General features: G+C 70.5%; 14 protein-coding genes. 9 read left to right on the forward strand and 5 right to left on the reverse strand.

Annotated features, from left to right (window positions below; translation table 11 throughout):
• Positions 1-209 precede the first annotated feature (209 nt).
• The 7 genes from ACH442_RS34605 to ACH442_RS34635 all read left to right on the forward strand — a co-directional run bounded on the left by ACH442_RS34605 (position 210) and on the right by ACH442_RS34635 (position 5,664).
• Positions 210-554 carry a response regulator transcription factor gene (locus ACH442_RS34605; protein WP_396342275.1) on the forward strand — a complete coding sequence of 115 codons (345 nt, stop codon included), beginning with the start codon at positions 210-212 and terminating at the stop codon, positions 552-554.
• Between the two features lie 76 nt (positions 555-630).
• Positions 631-978, forward strand: a complete 348-nt coding sequence (locus tag ACH442_RS34610; RefSeq protein WP_396342276.1) for a PadR family transcriptional regulator — start codon at positions 631-633, stop codon at positions 976-978.
• Positions 975-2,339: a permease prefix domain 1-containing protein gene (locus ACH442_RS34615; protein WP_396342277.1), complete on the forward strand. Its 1,365-nt coding sequence runs from the start codon at positions 975-977 to the stop codon at positions 2,337-2,339. Before ACH442_RS34610 ends, ACH442_RS34615 begins: the two co-directional genes overlap by 4 nt.
• A gap of 275 nt (positions 2,340-2,614) precedes the next feature.
• Complete coding sequence (locus tag ACH442_RS34620) at positions 2,615-3,178, forward strand: hypothetical protein (RefSeq protein ID WP_396342278.1); 564 nt, start codon at positions 2,615-2,617, stop codon at positions 3,176-3,178.
• 105 nt (positions 3,179-3,283) lie between these two features.
• Positions 3,284-4,114, forward strand: coding sequence for an alpha/beta fold hydrolase (locus tag ACH442_RS34625; RefSeq protein WP_396342279.1), 831 nt, complete (start codon positions 3,284-3,286; stop codon positions 4,112-4,114).
• Positions 4,107-4,718, forward strand: a complete 612-nt coding sequence (locus ACH442_RS34630; RefSeq protein WP_396342280.1) for a TetR/AcrR family transcriptional regulator — start codon at positions 4,107-4,109, stop codon at positions 4,716-4,718. Before ACH442_RS34625 ends, ACH442_RS34630 begins: the two co-directional genes overlap by 8 nt.
• Before the next feature lie 10 nt (positions 4,719-4,728).
• On the forward strand, positions 4,729-5,664 hold the full coding sequence (locus ACH442_RS34635; protein WP_396342281.1) for a DUF389 domain-containing protein: 936 nt from the start codon (positions 4,729-4,731) through the stop codon (positions 5,662-5,664).
• Here ACH442_RS34635 and ACH442_RS34640 read toward each other — a convergent pair.
• Positions 5,642-6,394: an alpha/beta fold hydrolase gene (locus tag ACH442_RS34640; protein ID WP_396342282.1), complete on the reverse strand. Its 753-nt coding sequence runs from the start codon at positions 6,392-6,394 to the stop codon at positions 5,642-5,644. The two genes, ACH442_RS34635 and ACH442_RS34640, sit on opposite strands and share 23 nt — an antisense overlap.
• Positions 6,395-6,468: 74 nt before the next feature.
• Between ACH442_RS34640 and ACH442_RS34645 the strand changes: the two genes are divergently transcribed.
• Positions 6,469-7,245, forward strand: coding sequence for a helix-turn-helix domain-containing protein (locus ACH442_RS34645; RefSeq protein WP_396342283.1), 777 nt, complete (start codon positions 6,469-6,471; stop codon positions 7,243-7,245).
• A gap of 319 nt (positions 7,246-7,564) precedes the next feature.
• On the opposite strand, the gene ACH442_RS34650 is transcribed toward ACH442_RS34645, so the two are convergent.
• The 4 genes from ACH442_RS34650 to ACH442_RS34665 all read right to left on the reverse strand — a co-directional run bounded on the left by ACH442_RS34650 (position 7,565) and on the right by ACH442_RS34665 (position 13,504).
• On the reverse strand, positions 7,565-7,984 hold the full coding sequence (locus tag ACH442_RS34650) for a peptidase inhibitor family I36 protein (RefSeq protein WP_396342284.1): 420 nt from the start codon (positions 7,982-7,984) through the stop codon (positions 7,565-7,567).
• 327 nt (positions 7,985-8,311) lie between these two features.
• Positions 8,312-9,187 carry a hypothetical protein gene (locus tag ACH442_RS34655; RefSeq protein WP_396342285.1) on the reverse strand — a complete coding sequence of 292 codons (876 nt, stop codon included), beginning with the start codon at positions 9,185-9,187 and terminating at the stop codon, positions 8,312-8,314.
• A gap of 247 nt (positions 9,188-9,434) precedes the next feature.
• Positions 9,435-12,257, reverse strand: a complete 2,823-nt coding sequence (locus ACH442_RS34660; protein ID WP_396342286.1) for a GH92 family glycosyl hydrolase — start codon at positions 12,255-12,257, stop codon at positions 9,435-9,437.
• Between the two features lie 356 nt (positions 12,258-12,613).
• On the reverse strand, positions 12,614-13,504 hold the full coding sequence (locus ACH442_RS34665) for a hypothetical protein (RefSeq protein ID WP_396342287.1): 891 nt from the start codon (positions 13,502-13,504) through the stop codon (positions 12,614-12,616).
• Positions 13,505-14,039: 535 nt separating this feature from the next.
• On the opposite strand from ACH442_RS34665, the gene ACH442_RS34670 reads away from it, so the two are divergent.
• Complete coding sequence (locus ACH442_RS34670; RefSeq protein ID WP_396342288.1) at positions 14,040-14,831, forward strand: endonuclease/exonuclease/phosphatase family protein; 792 nt, start codon at positions 14,040-14,042, stop codon at positions 14,829-14,831.
• Positions 14,832-14,870 lie beyond the last annotated feature (39 nt).

Genomic DNA, 14,870 nt, shown 5'->3' on the forward strand with positions numbered 1-14,870 from the left:
GCCGACGGGCACTCGCCCGATCCGCTGCCGGCCGCTGACGAGACGCCCGGTGACCACAACCCGACGCACGACCGCGCCCTCCAGCGGCAGCCCGCCCCCGCCGGGAGCGGGCCGGGCCGAGCCGTGTGGCCGGCCACGCGGCAGCCCGCCCCGCCGGGAGCGGGCCGGGCCGGGCGGCCGGCCACGACGTGTCACCGCCGGTGAGCACGATGACGACGTGTGGGCGTTCCGGCCCCCGCAGCGCGTGCTCGATACCGACCCGCACGTCGGTGTCGCCGCCACCGTCGAGAACCACGTCACCGACGGTGGTGGCCCGGCGGCGGCCACCCGACGACCCGCTCAGCACGCTGACCGCCCGTGAGCGGGAAGTGCTTGCCCTGATGGCCGAGGGCCGCACGAACCTGGGCATCGCCCGGCGCCTGTGGCTCACCGCCCGGACCGTCGAGACCCACGCCAGCTCGATCATGACCAAGCTCGGCCTGGCCGCCTCCGACGAGGACCACCGCCGTGTCCTGGCCGTTCTCGTCCATCCGCGGCAGCCTCCTGCCGCCTGACGAACCGTCATTGTGCGCCGTCCATACCTTGATCTACTATGCATCGCACTTCTAGGTATGGAGGGGGGAAGCGACCGTGCGCGTCACCAAGGATCTCGTCGCCGCGTCGGCCACGCCGATCGTGCTCGGCATCCTGGCCGAGGGCGACAGCTACGGGTACGCCATCCTGCGGCGCATCAACGACCTGTCCGGCGGGGAGCTGGACTGGACCGAGGGCTTCCTCTACCCGCTGCTGCACCGGCTGGAACGGCTCGGCCACGTCGAGGCGTACTGGCAGGCGGCCGACGGGGGCCGCAAGCGCAAGTACTACCGCATCACCGAACAGGGGAAGGCCGAACTCGCTGAGCAGCACCGCCAGTGGGAGACGGTCGTCGACGCCCTCAAACAGATCTGGTTGACGAACCCAGGGGAGACCTTCGCGTGACCGTGACGAACGAGCCGGACGAGCTGGAGGCACAGTTCACGCAGTGGCGTGACTACGTGCGCCGCCGCCCGGAACTGGCCTCCTCCGACGCCGACGAGCTCGAGGACCACCTGCGCAACTCCGTCGACGAGCTGACCGGCCTCGGGCTGCGCCCCGACGAGGCGTTCCTCGTCGCGGTCAAGCGGATGGGCGGCCTCGACGAACTGTCCCGCGAGTTCGCGCGGGAGCACTCCGAACGGCTGTGGAAGCAGCTGATGTTCGTCGGCGATCCGGTGAAGGCCACCCCGCAGCGGCGTGACCTGGTCGCCATGCTGGTCTGCGCGGCCGGCGCCGCGATCTCGGTCAAACTGCCCGAGCTGTTCGGGCAGGGCTACGACGACGAGGGCAACTTCTACGCCACGAACCTCGCGCTGTTCGCCCTGCCGTGGCTGGCCGCGTTCCTCGCCTGGCGGCGACAGGCTTCGATCAAGGTGTACGCCGTTCTGGCCGCCCTGTTCGTGGTGGGAGCGGTCGGCGCGAACGTCTACCCGCTCGGCGACGAGTCCCAGTCCGTCGCGCTCACGGCCTCGCACCTGCCGATCGCGCTGTGGCTGGTGGTCGGGCTCGCCTACATCGCCGACGACCTGCGTTCGTCCCGGCGGCGGATGGACTTCATCCGGTTCAGCGGCGAATGGTTCGTCTACTTGGTCCTCATCTGTCTCGGCGGGGGAGTGCTGATCGCCTTCCTCGGCGGGACGTTCTCGGCGATCGGCAACTACCCCGACGTACTCATCTGGCAGTGGGTCGTGCCGTGCGGCGGGATGGCCGCGGTCGTTGTCGCCGGGTGGCTCGTCGAGGCCAAGCAGGGCGTCATCGAGAACATCGCGCCCGTGCTCACCCGCCTGTTCACTCCGCTGTTCGCCGTGGCCCTGCTCGCCTTCCTGGTCGCCGTCGGCTGGAACGGCAGCGGCATCGAGGTCGACCGGGACACCCTGGTGATGTTCGACCTGCTGCTCGCGGTCGTGCTCGGGCTGCTGCTCTACTCGATGTCGGCGCGTGACCCGCTGGCGCCGCGCAGCACCGTCGACTTCATGCAGCTGGCCCTGGTCGCCAGCGCCCTGATCATCGACGCGCTGGTGCTGTTCACCATGACCGGCCGCATCGCCGAGTACGGCACCACCCCGAACAACGTGGCCGCGCTCGGCGAGAACATCGTCCTGCTGGTCAACCTGGCGTGGACGGCGTGGCTGCTGCTGAGCTTCGTCCGGCAGCGCGGCGCGTTCGCGGCGATCGAGCGCTGGCAGACGGCGTACCTGCCGGTCTACGCGGTGTGGATGTTTGCGGTCGTGCTGCTCCTGCCGCCGATCTTCCACTACCGCTGACCAGCGGCCGGAGCACGGCGGGCGGTGGCGTCGAGGCGCCACCGCCCGCCGCTGAGCGGGACGAGACGAGGCGATGAAGAAGTTGCCGGTGCGGCTGGCCGTGGTGCTGGTCGCGGCCCTGTCCGGATGCCACCGCTATTACGGACGCCGGTCAACCCGAGCCGGCCGGCACCTCCTGCGTCGTCTCGGACCAGGCCGCGCCGGCTCGGTCTGCTCCGTGCGCGTCGCGCGGACGGGCATCGATTGCGCGGGCTGACCCATTAGAGTCGCGGATCGTGAAGCGTGTATGGATTCCCCTGAGCGTCGTCGGTGTTCTCCTGCTCGGGGTGATCACGGCCGGCGTCGTGGGGCAGATCCGCATCGCGCGACGGCAGGCCGCTCAGGACGCCGCCTACGAGCGGATCGCCGCCGCCCACCAGCTGGAACTGTCGGTGGCGGCGATCGCGGGGGCGCGGCGGGGCGGGCAGGTGACACACTTCGCGCTGGTGCCGTCGGTCGTGCCGCCGGGCGTCGTCCGGGTGGAGACGTCGGTTCCGCTGGCCGACGACGGGGTGACGGACCTCTACTCGTACGGGGAAATGAAGGTCGTCGTGAATTTCACCGGTGTGCCGGGGGCGCAGCCGTGCGCCGGGCAGCCGTGTGTGCGCGACGGCGAGCTGCCGGTCCGGACCGGTGACGCGCCGAGTCTGGGGCACGTGGCGATCTGGGTGCTCGGCTCGCCGTCGGCGGACGTGGAGGCGGTCAGGCGGTTCTGGGCGGGGGCCGAGTTCGTGCGGGTCGCCGACGCCGCGTGGTTCGCCGAGTTGGCCGCGCAGGGCGACATCTACGCCCGCCGCTGACCGAAGCTGATCGTCGGAGCTTTTCCGGTTCTGGGATCTTGACACCCGTAGGCTAACTGCATTAGCTTTATGGCTAACCAAGATAGCTTGCTGAGGGGATACGTCATGACCGAGTTCCTGAACGTCGACGGCGGGACCATTGCGTACGACGTGACCGGCGACGGCCCGCTCGTCGTCCTCGTCCCCGGCATCGGCAACCGCCGCAGCGCCTACCGGTTCGTCACGCCGCGCCTGGTCGCGGCCGGTTACCGGGTGGCCACCGTGGACCTGCGCGGCGCCGGCGAGTCGAGTGCGCAGTGGCCGTCCTACTCCCGCACCGACATCGCCGGTGACGTGCTCGCGGTGGTCCGCCGGCTCGGCGGGCCGGCCGTGCTGGTCGGCCACTCGATCTCCGGCGGTGCCGCCACGATCGCGGCCGCGCAGGCACCCGAGCTGATCACCGGGATCGTCGAGCTCGCGCCGTTCACCCGCGCGCAGTCGTTCAGCCTCGGCGACCTGGGTAACAGCCGGTACCGCAAGGGCGCGGTGAAGATGGTCGGCACGATGCTGGGCCGGCTGTCGTCGTGGACGGGGTACCTCGATCTGGCGTATCCGGGGACGAAGCCCGCCGACTGGAGCACCGACCTCGCCGCGACCGAGGCGATGCTGCGCGAGCCGGGGCGCATGAAGGCGCTGCAGAAGATGACCCAGACGTCCCCGGCCGACGCCGGTGAGCAGCTCGGCAACGTCCGCTGCCCGGCCCTGATCATCGAGGGCACCCTCGACCCGGACTGGGCCGACCCGCGAGCCGAGGGCGAGGCGGTCGTGACCGCGATGCCGGCCGGCATCGGGCGGCTTGAGATGATCGACGGCGCCGGCCACTACCCGCACGTCCAGTTCCCCGACGAAACGGTGTCCCTCATGCTGACGTTCCTGCAGGCGACCGCTCGTGCCTAGGGCCGGGCTCGCCCCGGCCGCGGTGATCGAGGCCGGGGCCGCGCTCGCCGACGAGGTCGGCCTGGAAAAACTGACCATGGGGCTGCTGGCGGAACGGCTCGGCGTGCGTACTCCCTCGCTCTACAAGCACGTCGACTCCCTCGAGGCGTTGCGCCGCGGCATCACCCTGCACGCCATGCGCGAGTTCACCGAGGCGGTGTCGCGGGCCGCGGTCGGGCAGTCCGGCGCCGCCGCGGTGCGGGCGTTCGCTGACGCGTACCGTCGATGGGCCATTGCTCACCCGGGTCGCTACGCGTCCGCGGTCCGGGCGCCGGACAGCAGCGACGAGGACGAGGAGCTGCGGCGGGTGAGCAACGAGGTCATGCAACTGATGTACGACGTGCTGGCCGGTTTCGAGCTGCCCGGCACGCACGCCGTCGACGCCGCCCGCGTCCTGCGCTCCAGCCTGCACGGCTTCACCACGGTCGAGGCGGCCGGCGGGTTCGGGCTGCCGCGCGACGTCGACCGCAGCTACGCGTTCCTCGTCGACACGATCATCGCCGGGTTGCAGCACGTCCGGGTCGAGGCGGCCGAGTCCGGGTCCAGCCGTGAGTTCCACCAGTGAGGGAGCGTCCATGCTGCACGTCCGGGTGATCGTTCCGGAGCAGGTCACCGACCGGGTCCGGGCCGCGCTGGCCGGCGACGACGCGATCACCCACCTCGTCGTCCTGCCCGGCGCGGCGCTGGAACCGGCCGGCGACGTCGTCGAGTTCGACGTGGTCCGCGAGGGCGCCAGCGCGGTGCTCGACCGGCTGCGCGCTCTCGGTCTCGAACGGGACGGCGCGATCGTCGTCGAACGTGTCGACGCCACCATGTCGGCCGCCGCGGACCGGGCTGCCCGCCGTGTGCCCGGGCTCGGCGTCGACGCGGTCGTCTGGCACGAGATCGAGCAGCAGACCGGCGAGGAGGCCGAGCTGTCGGCGTCGTTCCTGGCGTTCATGGCCGTCGCCACGATCATCGCCGCGATCGGGGTGCTGCTCGACCAGCCGATCCTCATCGTCGGGTCGATGGTGGTCGGCCCCGAGTTCGGCCCGCTCGCCGCCCTCTGCGTCGGCCTGGTCCAGCGCAAATGGCATCTGGTCCGGCGCTGCGGGGTCGCGCTCGGCATCGGGTTCCCGTTCGGCATGCTGATCACCATCGGCGCGGTCTGGCTGCTCACCCTCGCCGGCCTGGTGAACGAGTCGATGCTGCTGGCCGCCCGGCCGCTGACCGACTTCATCTGGAAACCCGACGCGCTCTCCTGGGTGATCGGTTTTCTCGGCGGGGTCGCCGGCATCCTGTCGCTGACCTCGGCCAAGGCCGGCACGCTGGTCGGCGTCCTGATCTCGGTCACCACCGTGCCGGCCGCCGCGAACGCCGCGGTCGCGCTCGGCTACGGCGCCGGCGACGAGGCGGCCGGCTCGGCCCTGCAACTGGTCATCAACCTGGCGGCGATCGTGGCCGGCGGCGTGCTGACCCTGCTCACCCAGCACGTGGTGTGGCGAACCGTCAGCTCGCGGCGAAAGCGCTGATCGCCCGGGCCAGCGCGTCCGGCGCCTCCAGCGGGATCAGATGCCCGCTCCCCGGGATCACCACAAGATCAACCTTATGGAGGTACGGCACCAGGTGCGCCCGCAGAGCGTCGACCGGCTCGACCCGATCGTGCTCCCCGGCCACCACCAGCACCGGAACCTCGATCTCCCGCGTGCGGGCGGTCACGTCCTGCGCGATCCCGTGCAACGGCCAGCAGGCCCGCGCCTCCGGTCCGCTGTCCCGTGAGTCGGCCAGCACCTGCGCCTTCAGGCCGTCGTCGAGCGGCGTGGCGGTGAGCACGTGGTCGCGGGCGCCGGCGACGCCCTCCACCGAGTCGTACGCCCGGGACAACGCCTGCTGATACTCGGCAGTGATGACCGGGGGCGGCTCGGCCGGCCCCGGCGCGACCAGCACGAGACCGGTCAGCCCGGCCGGACGGGTGGCCGCCACCAGCTGGGCGACCTTGCCACCCATCGAGTGCCCGACCAGCACGTACTCCCGCAGTCCAGCCTCGGCGATCACGCCCGCGGTGTCCTGCGCCGACTGCTCCAGCGTGTACGGCCCGGGCAGCTCCCGCGACCGCCCCCAGCCCCGCGCGTCGACCGCGACGGCGTCCCGCCCGGGCAGACGCTCGATCACCGGCTGCCAGGTGCGGGCCGAGCCACCCCAGTAGTGCAGGAACACGAGCGTCGGGCCGGAACCTCGGTAGTGGTCATAAGTGGGCAACATGTGCGTTCCCCTTTCGCTCCACCAATCAACCACCGCACCGTGCGGGCCGCATCGTCGTGGAGGGACGAGCCGTGGTGAAAACTGGACACGTGATCCGGCAGATGGTCTACCAGCCGCCCTGCGAGGCGTGGACGCCCGTGGAGACGATGACGTTCGCCCGGCTGCGAGCGCTGAACGACGGCGCGACCCAGCGGGCCGACTTCCACGTGCTCGCGTTCGTCCGCAGCGGCCACGGGAGCGTCACCGCCGACTTCGCCACGCACCCGCTCGGGCCGCGCAGCGCGTTCTGGATCGGACCCGGAGTCGTGCACCGCTGGACCGGCATCGACACGCTCACCGGCGACCTGGTCCTGTTCGTCCCGACCGTGCCCGTCCCACCGGCGTCCGAGCCGTGGACCGCCGGCGCACCGGCCTGGCACGCGCTCGACCACCTGCGCTACGAGTTCGGGCTGGCCGACCGCAACACCGAGGTGCTGCGGCTGCTGCTGTCGGCGCTGCTGCTGCGCCTCGACCCGCCGGCCGGTGCCCCGACGGCGCCCGACGGCACGTTCCAGCGCTTCCGGCTCGCCGTCGAGGAGGACTTCCGCGAGCACCACGACGTCGGTCACTACGCGCGCAGACTCGGCTATTCGGCGCGTACGTTGTCCCGCAGCGCCTACGCGGCGACCGGGCGCTCGGCCAAGGACTACCTCACCGAGCGGCTGCTCCTGGAGGCGAAACGCCTGCTGGTCCACGACGGACTGAGCCCGGGCGCGTGCGGCCGGCGCCTCGGCTTCCCCGACGCGTCGAACTTCTCCGCGTTCTTCCTGCGCGGCACCGGCGTACGCCCAGGGGCTTTTGATCCGCACTGATCAGGTGAGGCGCGCTCAGCCGGTCTCCACCGCGCTCCGGCGGGCGGGACGGCTCTCACTGCAGTCGCTGTCGACGACACAACGGGCTGCTCGGCTGCGGCACCCGGATCGGGGACGGAGGTTGAGCGGCAGGCTTACCGCGGCAGTTCGGCGGCCTGGGACCGGGCGATGCTGGTGGCGAGCAGGTTGGCGGCCACCGCACCGGCGACGAAGGACGGCGAGCCGACCGCCGGAACACCGCCGACTTCTTGCCGGGCGGCCGGCCCGGACAGATGGTGCCGGGCCGGCCGCCACAGGGTCGCTACACGATCAGGCCCGATCAGTACGGGTCCGGCGCCCAGCTGATGGACGAAGCCTTGTCGTTCATGCCCGACGGGGCGTTGCGCTGGCCGTTGGGGCCGACCTCGAACCAGCCGCCGTTCTTGTAGTTGTTGAAGTTGCCGTGCTCGTAGAGCCGGATCCACTGGCTCGTGTTGTTGACGACGAACGATGCGGAGTCGTTGAGGTCCACGCCGTTGGTGTAGCGGTGGCCCCGGAAGTCGACGACGTAACCCTGGCCGCCCGGTCCCATCTCGGTCACCACCGAGACGCTGCCCTTGTAGTTGTAGTCCTGGTAGAGGCAGACCTCACCGGCCCGGCAGGTGTAGACAGCCAGTGCTGCCGTCGGGGCCACCACGAGCGATCCGGCGACGGCGACGACCGCGCCGATGGCGGCCTTGATCGCGATTGGTTTGTTCATACGCACCTCTTCGTCGAGTTCTTGAATATGCTCGGCGAATGTAGCCATGCGCTTGTTGACACCCACTTCATCCCGCATGGAAAACGACTTGACAGCCGAGGTGGAGGGCACTTCTGCTAACGGATACAGGTGACGCAGGCAACAATTCACACAGAATGGTGAGCAGAAATCCGTGCCGCATTACCGATGCCGGAGGACATGTTCACCAGCAGCGTCGGCCGGGCGGGCCACCAGGACCTGTGCCAGTGACCCGCCGCCGTCCATGCGTGCCGGCGGCCGTACCGGTGGAGCAGGTCGGCGGCGTCGGGGAGATGCTGTACGAACACCTCAGCCGGGCGGCGGCACGGTGGTCGTCCTGCCGGCCCGCGATTCTGCCGCGGGCTGGAGTTCGCCGTGCCGGGCGAGGCTGAGAGCGCCGAGAACGGCGATGACGAAACCGGCGGCGGCGACCCATCCCCAGCCGGGGCGCGGGCGGTCGCCCAGCAGCAGCAGGCCGACGCCCGCGGGCACGACGGTTTCCAGGACGACCAGCGGCGCGGTGGCCATGGTCACCGAGCCGCGTTGCATAGCGGTTGAGTAGGTGAGCAGGGCAAGTGCGCCGCTGAGGACGAGCCCGTACGCGGCGGGATCGGTGAGCAGTCCACCGATCGTCAGTGGGCCGGGCAGGATGCGGGTGGCGACCGCGACGACGCTGAACCCGAGGCCGGCCATGCCTCCCAGCGCCGCTGCTCCGGCTCTGCCCTTGAGTCTGGCGAGCGGGACGGCGACGACGAGCAGCACGACCGCCGCCGCCAGCATTCCCCAGCTGACTGATCGTGCCACTGGGACCGGCGCGTCCTCGGCGGCGGAGAGACCGACCAGGATCAGACCGACGACGACCACGGCGATTCCGATCTTGTCGACGCGCGGCAGGGCCGTCTTGAGCACGACGGCGCTGAGCACCGCGGTCACCGCGAGGAAACTGGCCACCACCGACTGCACGACGAAGAGCGGCAAGGTGCGCAGCGCCGCCAGTGACAGCAGAAAGGCGGCGCCGTCGATTGCCAGGCCGAGCAGGTATCGCCAGGATTGCGAGAGTCGGAGCATCAGCCGGACGTCCAGGCCGTCGACGGCAGCGGTTTGCCGTGCTGCCAGCGCTTGCAGCACGGACGCGATGCCGTAACACAAGGCTGAGCCGAAAGCGCCGATCAACCCGAGGATCATGAATCGACACTAGACCGATGGGCGGAGCACGGCGGTGGGGCCGCGCGGTGACGGTGCACGCCGCGGTCGGCGGTGGGCTGCGGGCTGTTCCTTTCCGTTGCCGGGCCGGTCGCCCGGCTGGCGTTCACGGCGGTGGGGGACTCGACCACGCCGTGGGTAACCAGCCGGACGACCCGGACTCGCGCGGCTCGCCGGGCGCGGGCGGGCTCACGACGTACCGGGAAACGGGGTTGATCGTCGGTTTGGGTCAGTTCTGCGGCGGGGCGTCCGCGGGGCGGGAACCCCAGATCAGGTTGGGTGTGGTGGAGCGGGTGTAGACGAGGTGGCCGCCGTCGTGGACGGCTGACGCCGGGAGCCACGCCTGCGGGCGGGGCTTGCCGTCGAGGCGCAGGCCCTGGAGGTACGAGCCGTCGCCCGGCGCGTCGATCCGCAGCGTCCGGCCGCCGGCCAGGTGGACGATCGCGCGCGGGAACAACGGCGTGGTCAGGGCCAGTTCGGCGCGCGTCGGGACGGTCGGGTAGAGGCCGAGGGCGGAGAACACATACCAGGCGCTCATCGTGCCCGCGTCGTCGTTGCCGGGGATGCCGCCGGTGCCGTCACTCCAGCGCCCGTCGATGATCGCCTTGACCGTCTCCTGCGTCTTGTACGCCTGTCCGAAGTAGTTGTAGAGGTACGGTGTCTGGATGTCCGGCTCGTTCGTCGCGTCGAACCGCGTGCCGCTCGACGCACTCAGGTCGAACGTCCCGTCCGGCTTGCGGAAGAACGCGTCCAGCCGCTCGGCCGCCTTCGCGGTCCCGCCCATCGCCTGCGCCAGCCCGAGCACGTCGGAGTAGACCATCCACGTGTACTGCGCGCTGCTGCCCTCGACGAACCCCGTCCCGGTCGACGGGCTGAACCCGGGCGCCCACGTCCCGTCGGCGTAACGGTCGCGCATCCAGCCGGCGAACGGCCCGTCCGTCGGGGTCGGCGTGGCCACCGCGGGGTCGGCCAACTCCAGCTCGGCGAGCTGCACGATGTCCTCGCCACCGTTCGCGGTCACGTTCAGCCGGTAGTAGAGGTAGGGCTTCGGGTCGGCCACCGTGTACCCGACGGTCTGCCCGCGCTGCGCGAACGTCTGCCCGGTCTGCCGGTCGACCACGGTCCACTCGGTCCCGTTGTCGCTGCCCAGCAGTTCCCAGTCCTTCGGGTCCCGCCCCGGCTCGTCGTTGCCGCTGGTCAGCGCATAGTTCGTGACCGTCTGCGGCTGCTTGAGCCGCGCCTGGATCCAGCCGGTCGTCGCGAACGTCAGCCACTTCGTGCCCTTGTCGCCGTCGAACGCCTTGGCCTTCCCCTCGGCGGTCCCGTTCTCGCCGCTCGCCGTGATCGTCGCGATCTGCTCCCGGACGTTGTGCTCCAGCCCCGGGTCGGCCTTCGCGTCCGGATCGAAGACGTTGCGCCAGTTCTTCGAGCGATCCAGGAAGAGCTTTTCGTTGGTACGGTCACCCAACGCCCGTGCCAGCCGGGAGAGACCGTAGTCCGCGGCGGCGTCCTCGAGGGTTTCGGCGGCGCCGCCCCAGCAGTGGCAGTCGTCGGCGGGGACGTACCCGAGCTGCAGATACTTGTCGAGCGCAGGCCGTTGACCGACACACTCCACGTTGCAGCCGGCGTCACTGGAGTCGTTCGCGGTGGGGACGGTGGCCGCCCGTACCAGGGAACGGAATGCGCCCTTGACGTCGAAGTCACGGGCGCCGAACGCGTGCATGGCCGCGACCGCCGCCGCAGCCGGATCACCGGACATCACCGCGGTCTTGCCGTGCACCAGCAGCCACCGGTCCCACTCGCCGTCCCGCTGGCCGGCGTAGTTGTAGAGCGACTGGGCATAGTCGCCGGCCATCGACGGGTCGAGAAGAGTCAGCAACTGGACCTGAGCCCGGTAGACGTCCCAACCGGAGAACGTTCCGTATTGAGCGCGTTGTTTTCCGCGTACGGCGTGAGCCGTCCCGTCCGCACCCATGTACTTCCCGTCGACGTCGCTGGTCAGCGTCGGCTCCAGTTGCGCGTGGTAGAGCGCGGTGTAGAAGGTGCGCCGTTGCGCCTCGGTCCCGCCGCCGACCGCGATCTTCCGCAGTCTGCTCGTCCACGCGGCCCGCGCGGCGCTCGCGATCTGCTCGAAGCTGCGCTTGCCGCTCTCGCGGGCCAGGTTCGCGCGGGCGCCGTCGAGACTCACGTACGAGACGGCCACGCGCATGCCGACACTCGTCGTGCCGGGTGCGAACGTGACGTACCCGCCGGAGCCCTTGCCCGCGTTCGGCCGGCCCGTCGCGCTGTATCCGCTGCCACCGGTCTCGTCGGTCGCGCCCGGGGTGAGTGTGGTGTCCTTCCACGTGCCGGTCGTGGCGAACGGCTGGTCGAGGACGGCGACGAAGTGCAGCGTGTAGTAGGCGTGACTGTTGTTCGTACTCTGCGGGCCGCAGAAGTTGCCGGCGCTGGCCGAACCGGTGACGGTCCGGGTGGCCGGGTCGAGGTGGACGGCGGCGTTCTCGCTGCCGGTCTCCGACAACGACGTACGGAAGAGCAGGCTCGCCGGTTTGTCGGCGGGGAACGTGAAGCGGCCGTCCCCGGTGCGCGGGGTCGCGGTGAGTTCCGCCCCCGCGCCGCTGTCCAGCTTCACCGAGTAGTAGCCCGGCGCGGCCGACTCGTTGGCGTGCGCGAACGTGCTGGCGAACGTCGCGTCCGTGGCATCCGCGGTGGGGGAGGTGGTGACGTCACCGACCTGCGGCATGATCGGGATGTCGCCGTTGCCGCCGGAACAGCCCACGCCGCTGAGATGGGTCAGGCTGAAGCCGCGGATCCTGGTGGCGGTGTACTGGTAGCCGCCCGGCGCCGGGGTCGAGAACTGGTTGCCGCGTGACGTCTGCGGGCTCCACGCGAGCATGCCGAACGGAGTGACCGCGCCCGGGTAGGTGTTGCCGAGATTGGTCGTGCCGATGAACGGGTCGACGAGAGCCGCGGGGTCCTCGACGAGCGGGGTGGGCGCGGCTTGAGCTGCGGCGGCGCCGATCGGGACGGAGAGGGCAACCCCTAAGAGCATTGCGACAGTACGGGATCTGAACACGCTGCCTCCACGGTGACATCGTTGTCAGTCACTTAATGGAAACAAGGTTTATTCGACTGATCTCGATGTGTCAACAGCCGGGTGCCGGCCTCTGGTGGCGGTTGGCCGCCTCTGCGCGGACCCTTCCAGGGCGATCAGGAGTCGGCGTGAGCTGCTCGGATGGGCTGCCGGCAGCAACGCCCGCCGGCGCACCTGAGCGGGCACGGCGCGCTGGAGATCTCGCGGCAGGCAGACGCGTTCGCCGTGAAGGGCGGGGCCGCGTTCGACCGACTCTGACCGTCGGATCCGCCGCCGCCGGTGACGTGATGCACCGGCCGGCGGCGGGCCGCGAACTACTCGGTGAGCACCTTCACGGAGTCGGCGAGACCACCGTTCCGGTTGATGCCGACGAAGAACTCACTGCCGACGTGGGTGATGTCCTCGATCTCGTCGGTCAGGTCGTTGCCGGGAACGCCGATGTCGCTCTCCACGTCACCGCCGGACCAGTTGTACTGGTAGATCCAGTTCCAGCCGGTGTCCGCCGACGAGTCGTTGATCGACTTGGTGTTCCAGATGTAGTTCTCGGAGCAGTCGATGCCCTGGTCCGAGCGGTTGTCGTGGCTCGTCAGGCTGCTCTCCACCAGCGTCCAGCCGCTGGTCAGCGCACCGGAACCCGGGTGAGTCCACAGGCTGCCCAGCCGCCGGGCGGCGTACTTGCCGGCGCCGCCGGCCGCCGTCGCGCTGTAACAGAGCCCGCTGATGTTGCCGGTGGGCAGGTCGACGACCTGCGTCGACCCGATCGAACCGTCGCTGCCCAGGTGGACGATCGTCACGTCGTCGTCCGGGAACGCGGTCTGGCTGCCCTGCGTGGCGATCAACGCCGGGCCGCCGCCCAGGTAGTTCGGGTTGTAGGCGAGGTCGTTGCCGTGGCCGAGCTCCGGCATGGAGACCGGCGCGCCGGAGCAGACCCAACTGGAGCCGTCCCAGGTGGAGCCGTCGCGCAGCCAGCGGGACAGGACCGGCTCACCGGCGCTGCCCTTGGAGAAGATGATGTAGAGCTGGCCGCCCGGACCGGCCACCATGCCCTCCAGAACCGTGCGGCCGGCCCGGCACGCGCTGCTGTTCGGGATGTTCAACCGCTCCGCGCCACTCCGATCGGTGGCGGCGGAGGCGGGCGCGGCCGCGGCGACGGCGGCGCTGAGGGAAAGTCCGAGAACGGACGCAATACTGAGGAGTTTCTTCACCCGTTGTCCTTCCGTGTGGGTAAGGCACGGCGGAGCGTATCAGTGATGTTCACTTGCCGTTCACCTGCGCCGATTGAGTCTCCTCGATTCCGGTTCGGTCTCCTCCGGCGAGCGCGCCTGACCGGCCCGGCCGCACGCGATGCACGGCCAAGAGGACGTCACGCTCCGCTGCAAGCCCGCCGCTGTCCCCGCCCAGAAGTCACTATTTCCTCCGTCCGGCACTGATGAGAGCCACCACCACGCCGCCAACGAGCAGCACGACGATCAAGCAGAAGAACAGGTGCCACGGTTTGATTGCGCCCATGTCGACGGACCATACCGTGCCCCCTCAAGGCGAGGCTGCTCCCCAGCTCGGACGGCGGCAGATCAGTGCGGCGGCCGTCGCTCGGTTCCAGGCGGGCGCCGCCTGCATTTCTCGAACGTCGTACCGCCACACCCGGGATGACCCCGCCGGCCGGGCACGGTCGCCGCAACCATCCCCGCGGGCCGGGCGCGCACCGGTAGGCCCGATCGGTTGGCCGGGCATGATGGCCTGATGCCCAGCGAATTTGTCGTCGTGTCGCTGAACGTCTGCACCGGCCTGCGCAACGACCTGCCCCCGCTGCGGGAGCGCGCCGGCGCCTTGGGCATGGCGATGGCCGAGGCATCCGCCGATGTCGTCCTGCTCCAGGAGGTCTGGACGCGGAAGGCTCTTCGCGCGCTGACCCGCAGCATGCCCTGGCTGCCGCATGTCGCGTGGACGCGGGGCACACTCGGTGGTCCGGCCGGCGGTCTGGTGATCTGTTCCCGGGACCCGCTCGGGCCGGCCCGGTTCACCCGGTTCCGCGGGGTACGCGCCCGGCGGGGCAGCCCGGCCTTCCGGACCCGGGTGATGACCGGCAACCTGGTCCGCGGCGTCCTGAGTGCCCGGCTCACCCGTCGCGCGACGCTGCTGGCCACAACCCAGCTCACGTCGAATTCCGATGGTGACTGGTCGGCCGGGAACCGCCACCATCTCGTCCAGCGCGCCCAGCTCAGTCAGCTTTACGCCGCTCTCACCGGTCCGGAACCGCGGATCCTCGGCGGCGACCTCAACATCTCCGCCGACGGAGCGCTCTATCCGGAGATCGTCGCGGACGGCTGGTGGGACCCGTTCGCCGGCGACCGGCGGCCCACCTACCGCATCGAGTGCCTGCCCCCGGACAGCACCGCCCACCGTATCGACTACATGCTGGTGAACGCGGAACCGGCGAACTACCGCGTGACGGCGACCGAGCTTCTGCTGACCGGCCCGGAACTGCACACCGATCACGCCGCCCCGCTGGTCCGGTTCACCCCGGGCCGGTGAACAACCGGCAAGATCCCGCTGCCGCCGGCCTGTCGCCGG

This window comes from Actinoplanes sp. NPDC020271, from assembly GCF_044388125.1.
GTDB lineage: Bacteria > Actinomycetota > Actinomycetes > Mycobacteriales > Micromonosporaceae > Actinoplanes.

Bases quoted from the DNA above. Each gene is read 5' to 3' on its own strand.
- ACH442_RS34605 (WP_396342275.1), top strand. From the start codon at position 210: ATGACGACGTGTGGGCGTTCCGGCCCCCGCAGCGCGTGCTCGATACCG.
- ACH442_RS34625 (WP_396342279.1), top strand. From the start codon at position 3,284: ATGACCGAGTTCCTGAACGTCGACGGCGGGACCATTGCGTACGACGTG.
- ACH442_RS34635 (WP_396342281.1), top strand. From the start codon at position 4,729: ATGCTGCACGTCCGGGTGATCGTTCCGGAGCAGGTCACCGACCGGGTC.
- ACH442_RS34640 (WP_396342282.1), bottom strand. From the start codon at position 6,394: ATGTTGCCCACTTATGACCACTACCGAGGTTCCGGCCCGACGCTCGTG.
- ACH442_RS34650 (WP_396342284.1), bottom strand. From the start codon at position 7,984: ATGAACAAACCAATCGCGATCAAGGCCGCCATCGGCGCGGTCGTCGCC.
- ACH442_RS34655 (WP_396342285.1), bottom strand. From the start codon at position 9,187: ATGATCCTCGGGTTGATCGGCGCTTTCGGCTCAGCCTTGTGTTACGGC.
- ACH442_RS34660 (WP_396342286.1), bottom strand. From the start codon at position 12,257: ATGCTCTTAGGGGTTGCCCTCTCCGTCCCGATCGGCGCCGCCGCAGCT.
- ACH442_RS34670 (WP_396342288.1), top strand. From the start codon at position 14,040: ATGCCCAGCGAATTTGTCGTCGTGTCGCTGAACGTCTGCACCGGCCTG.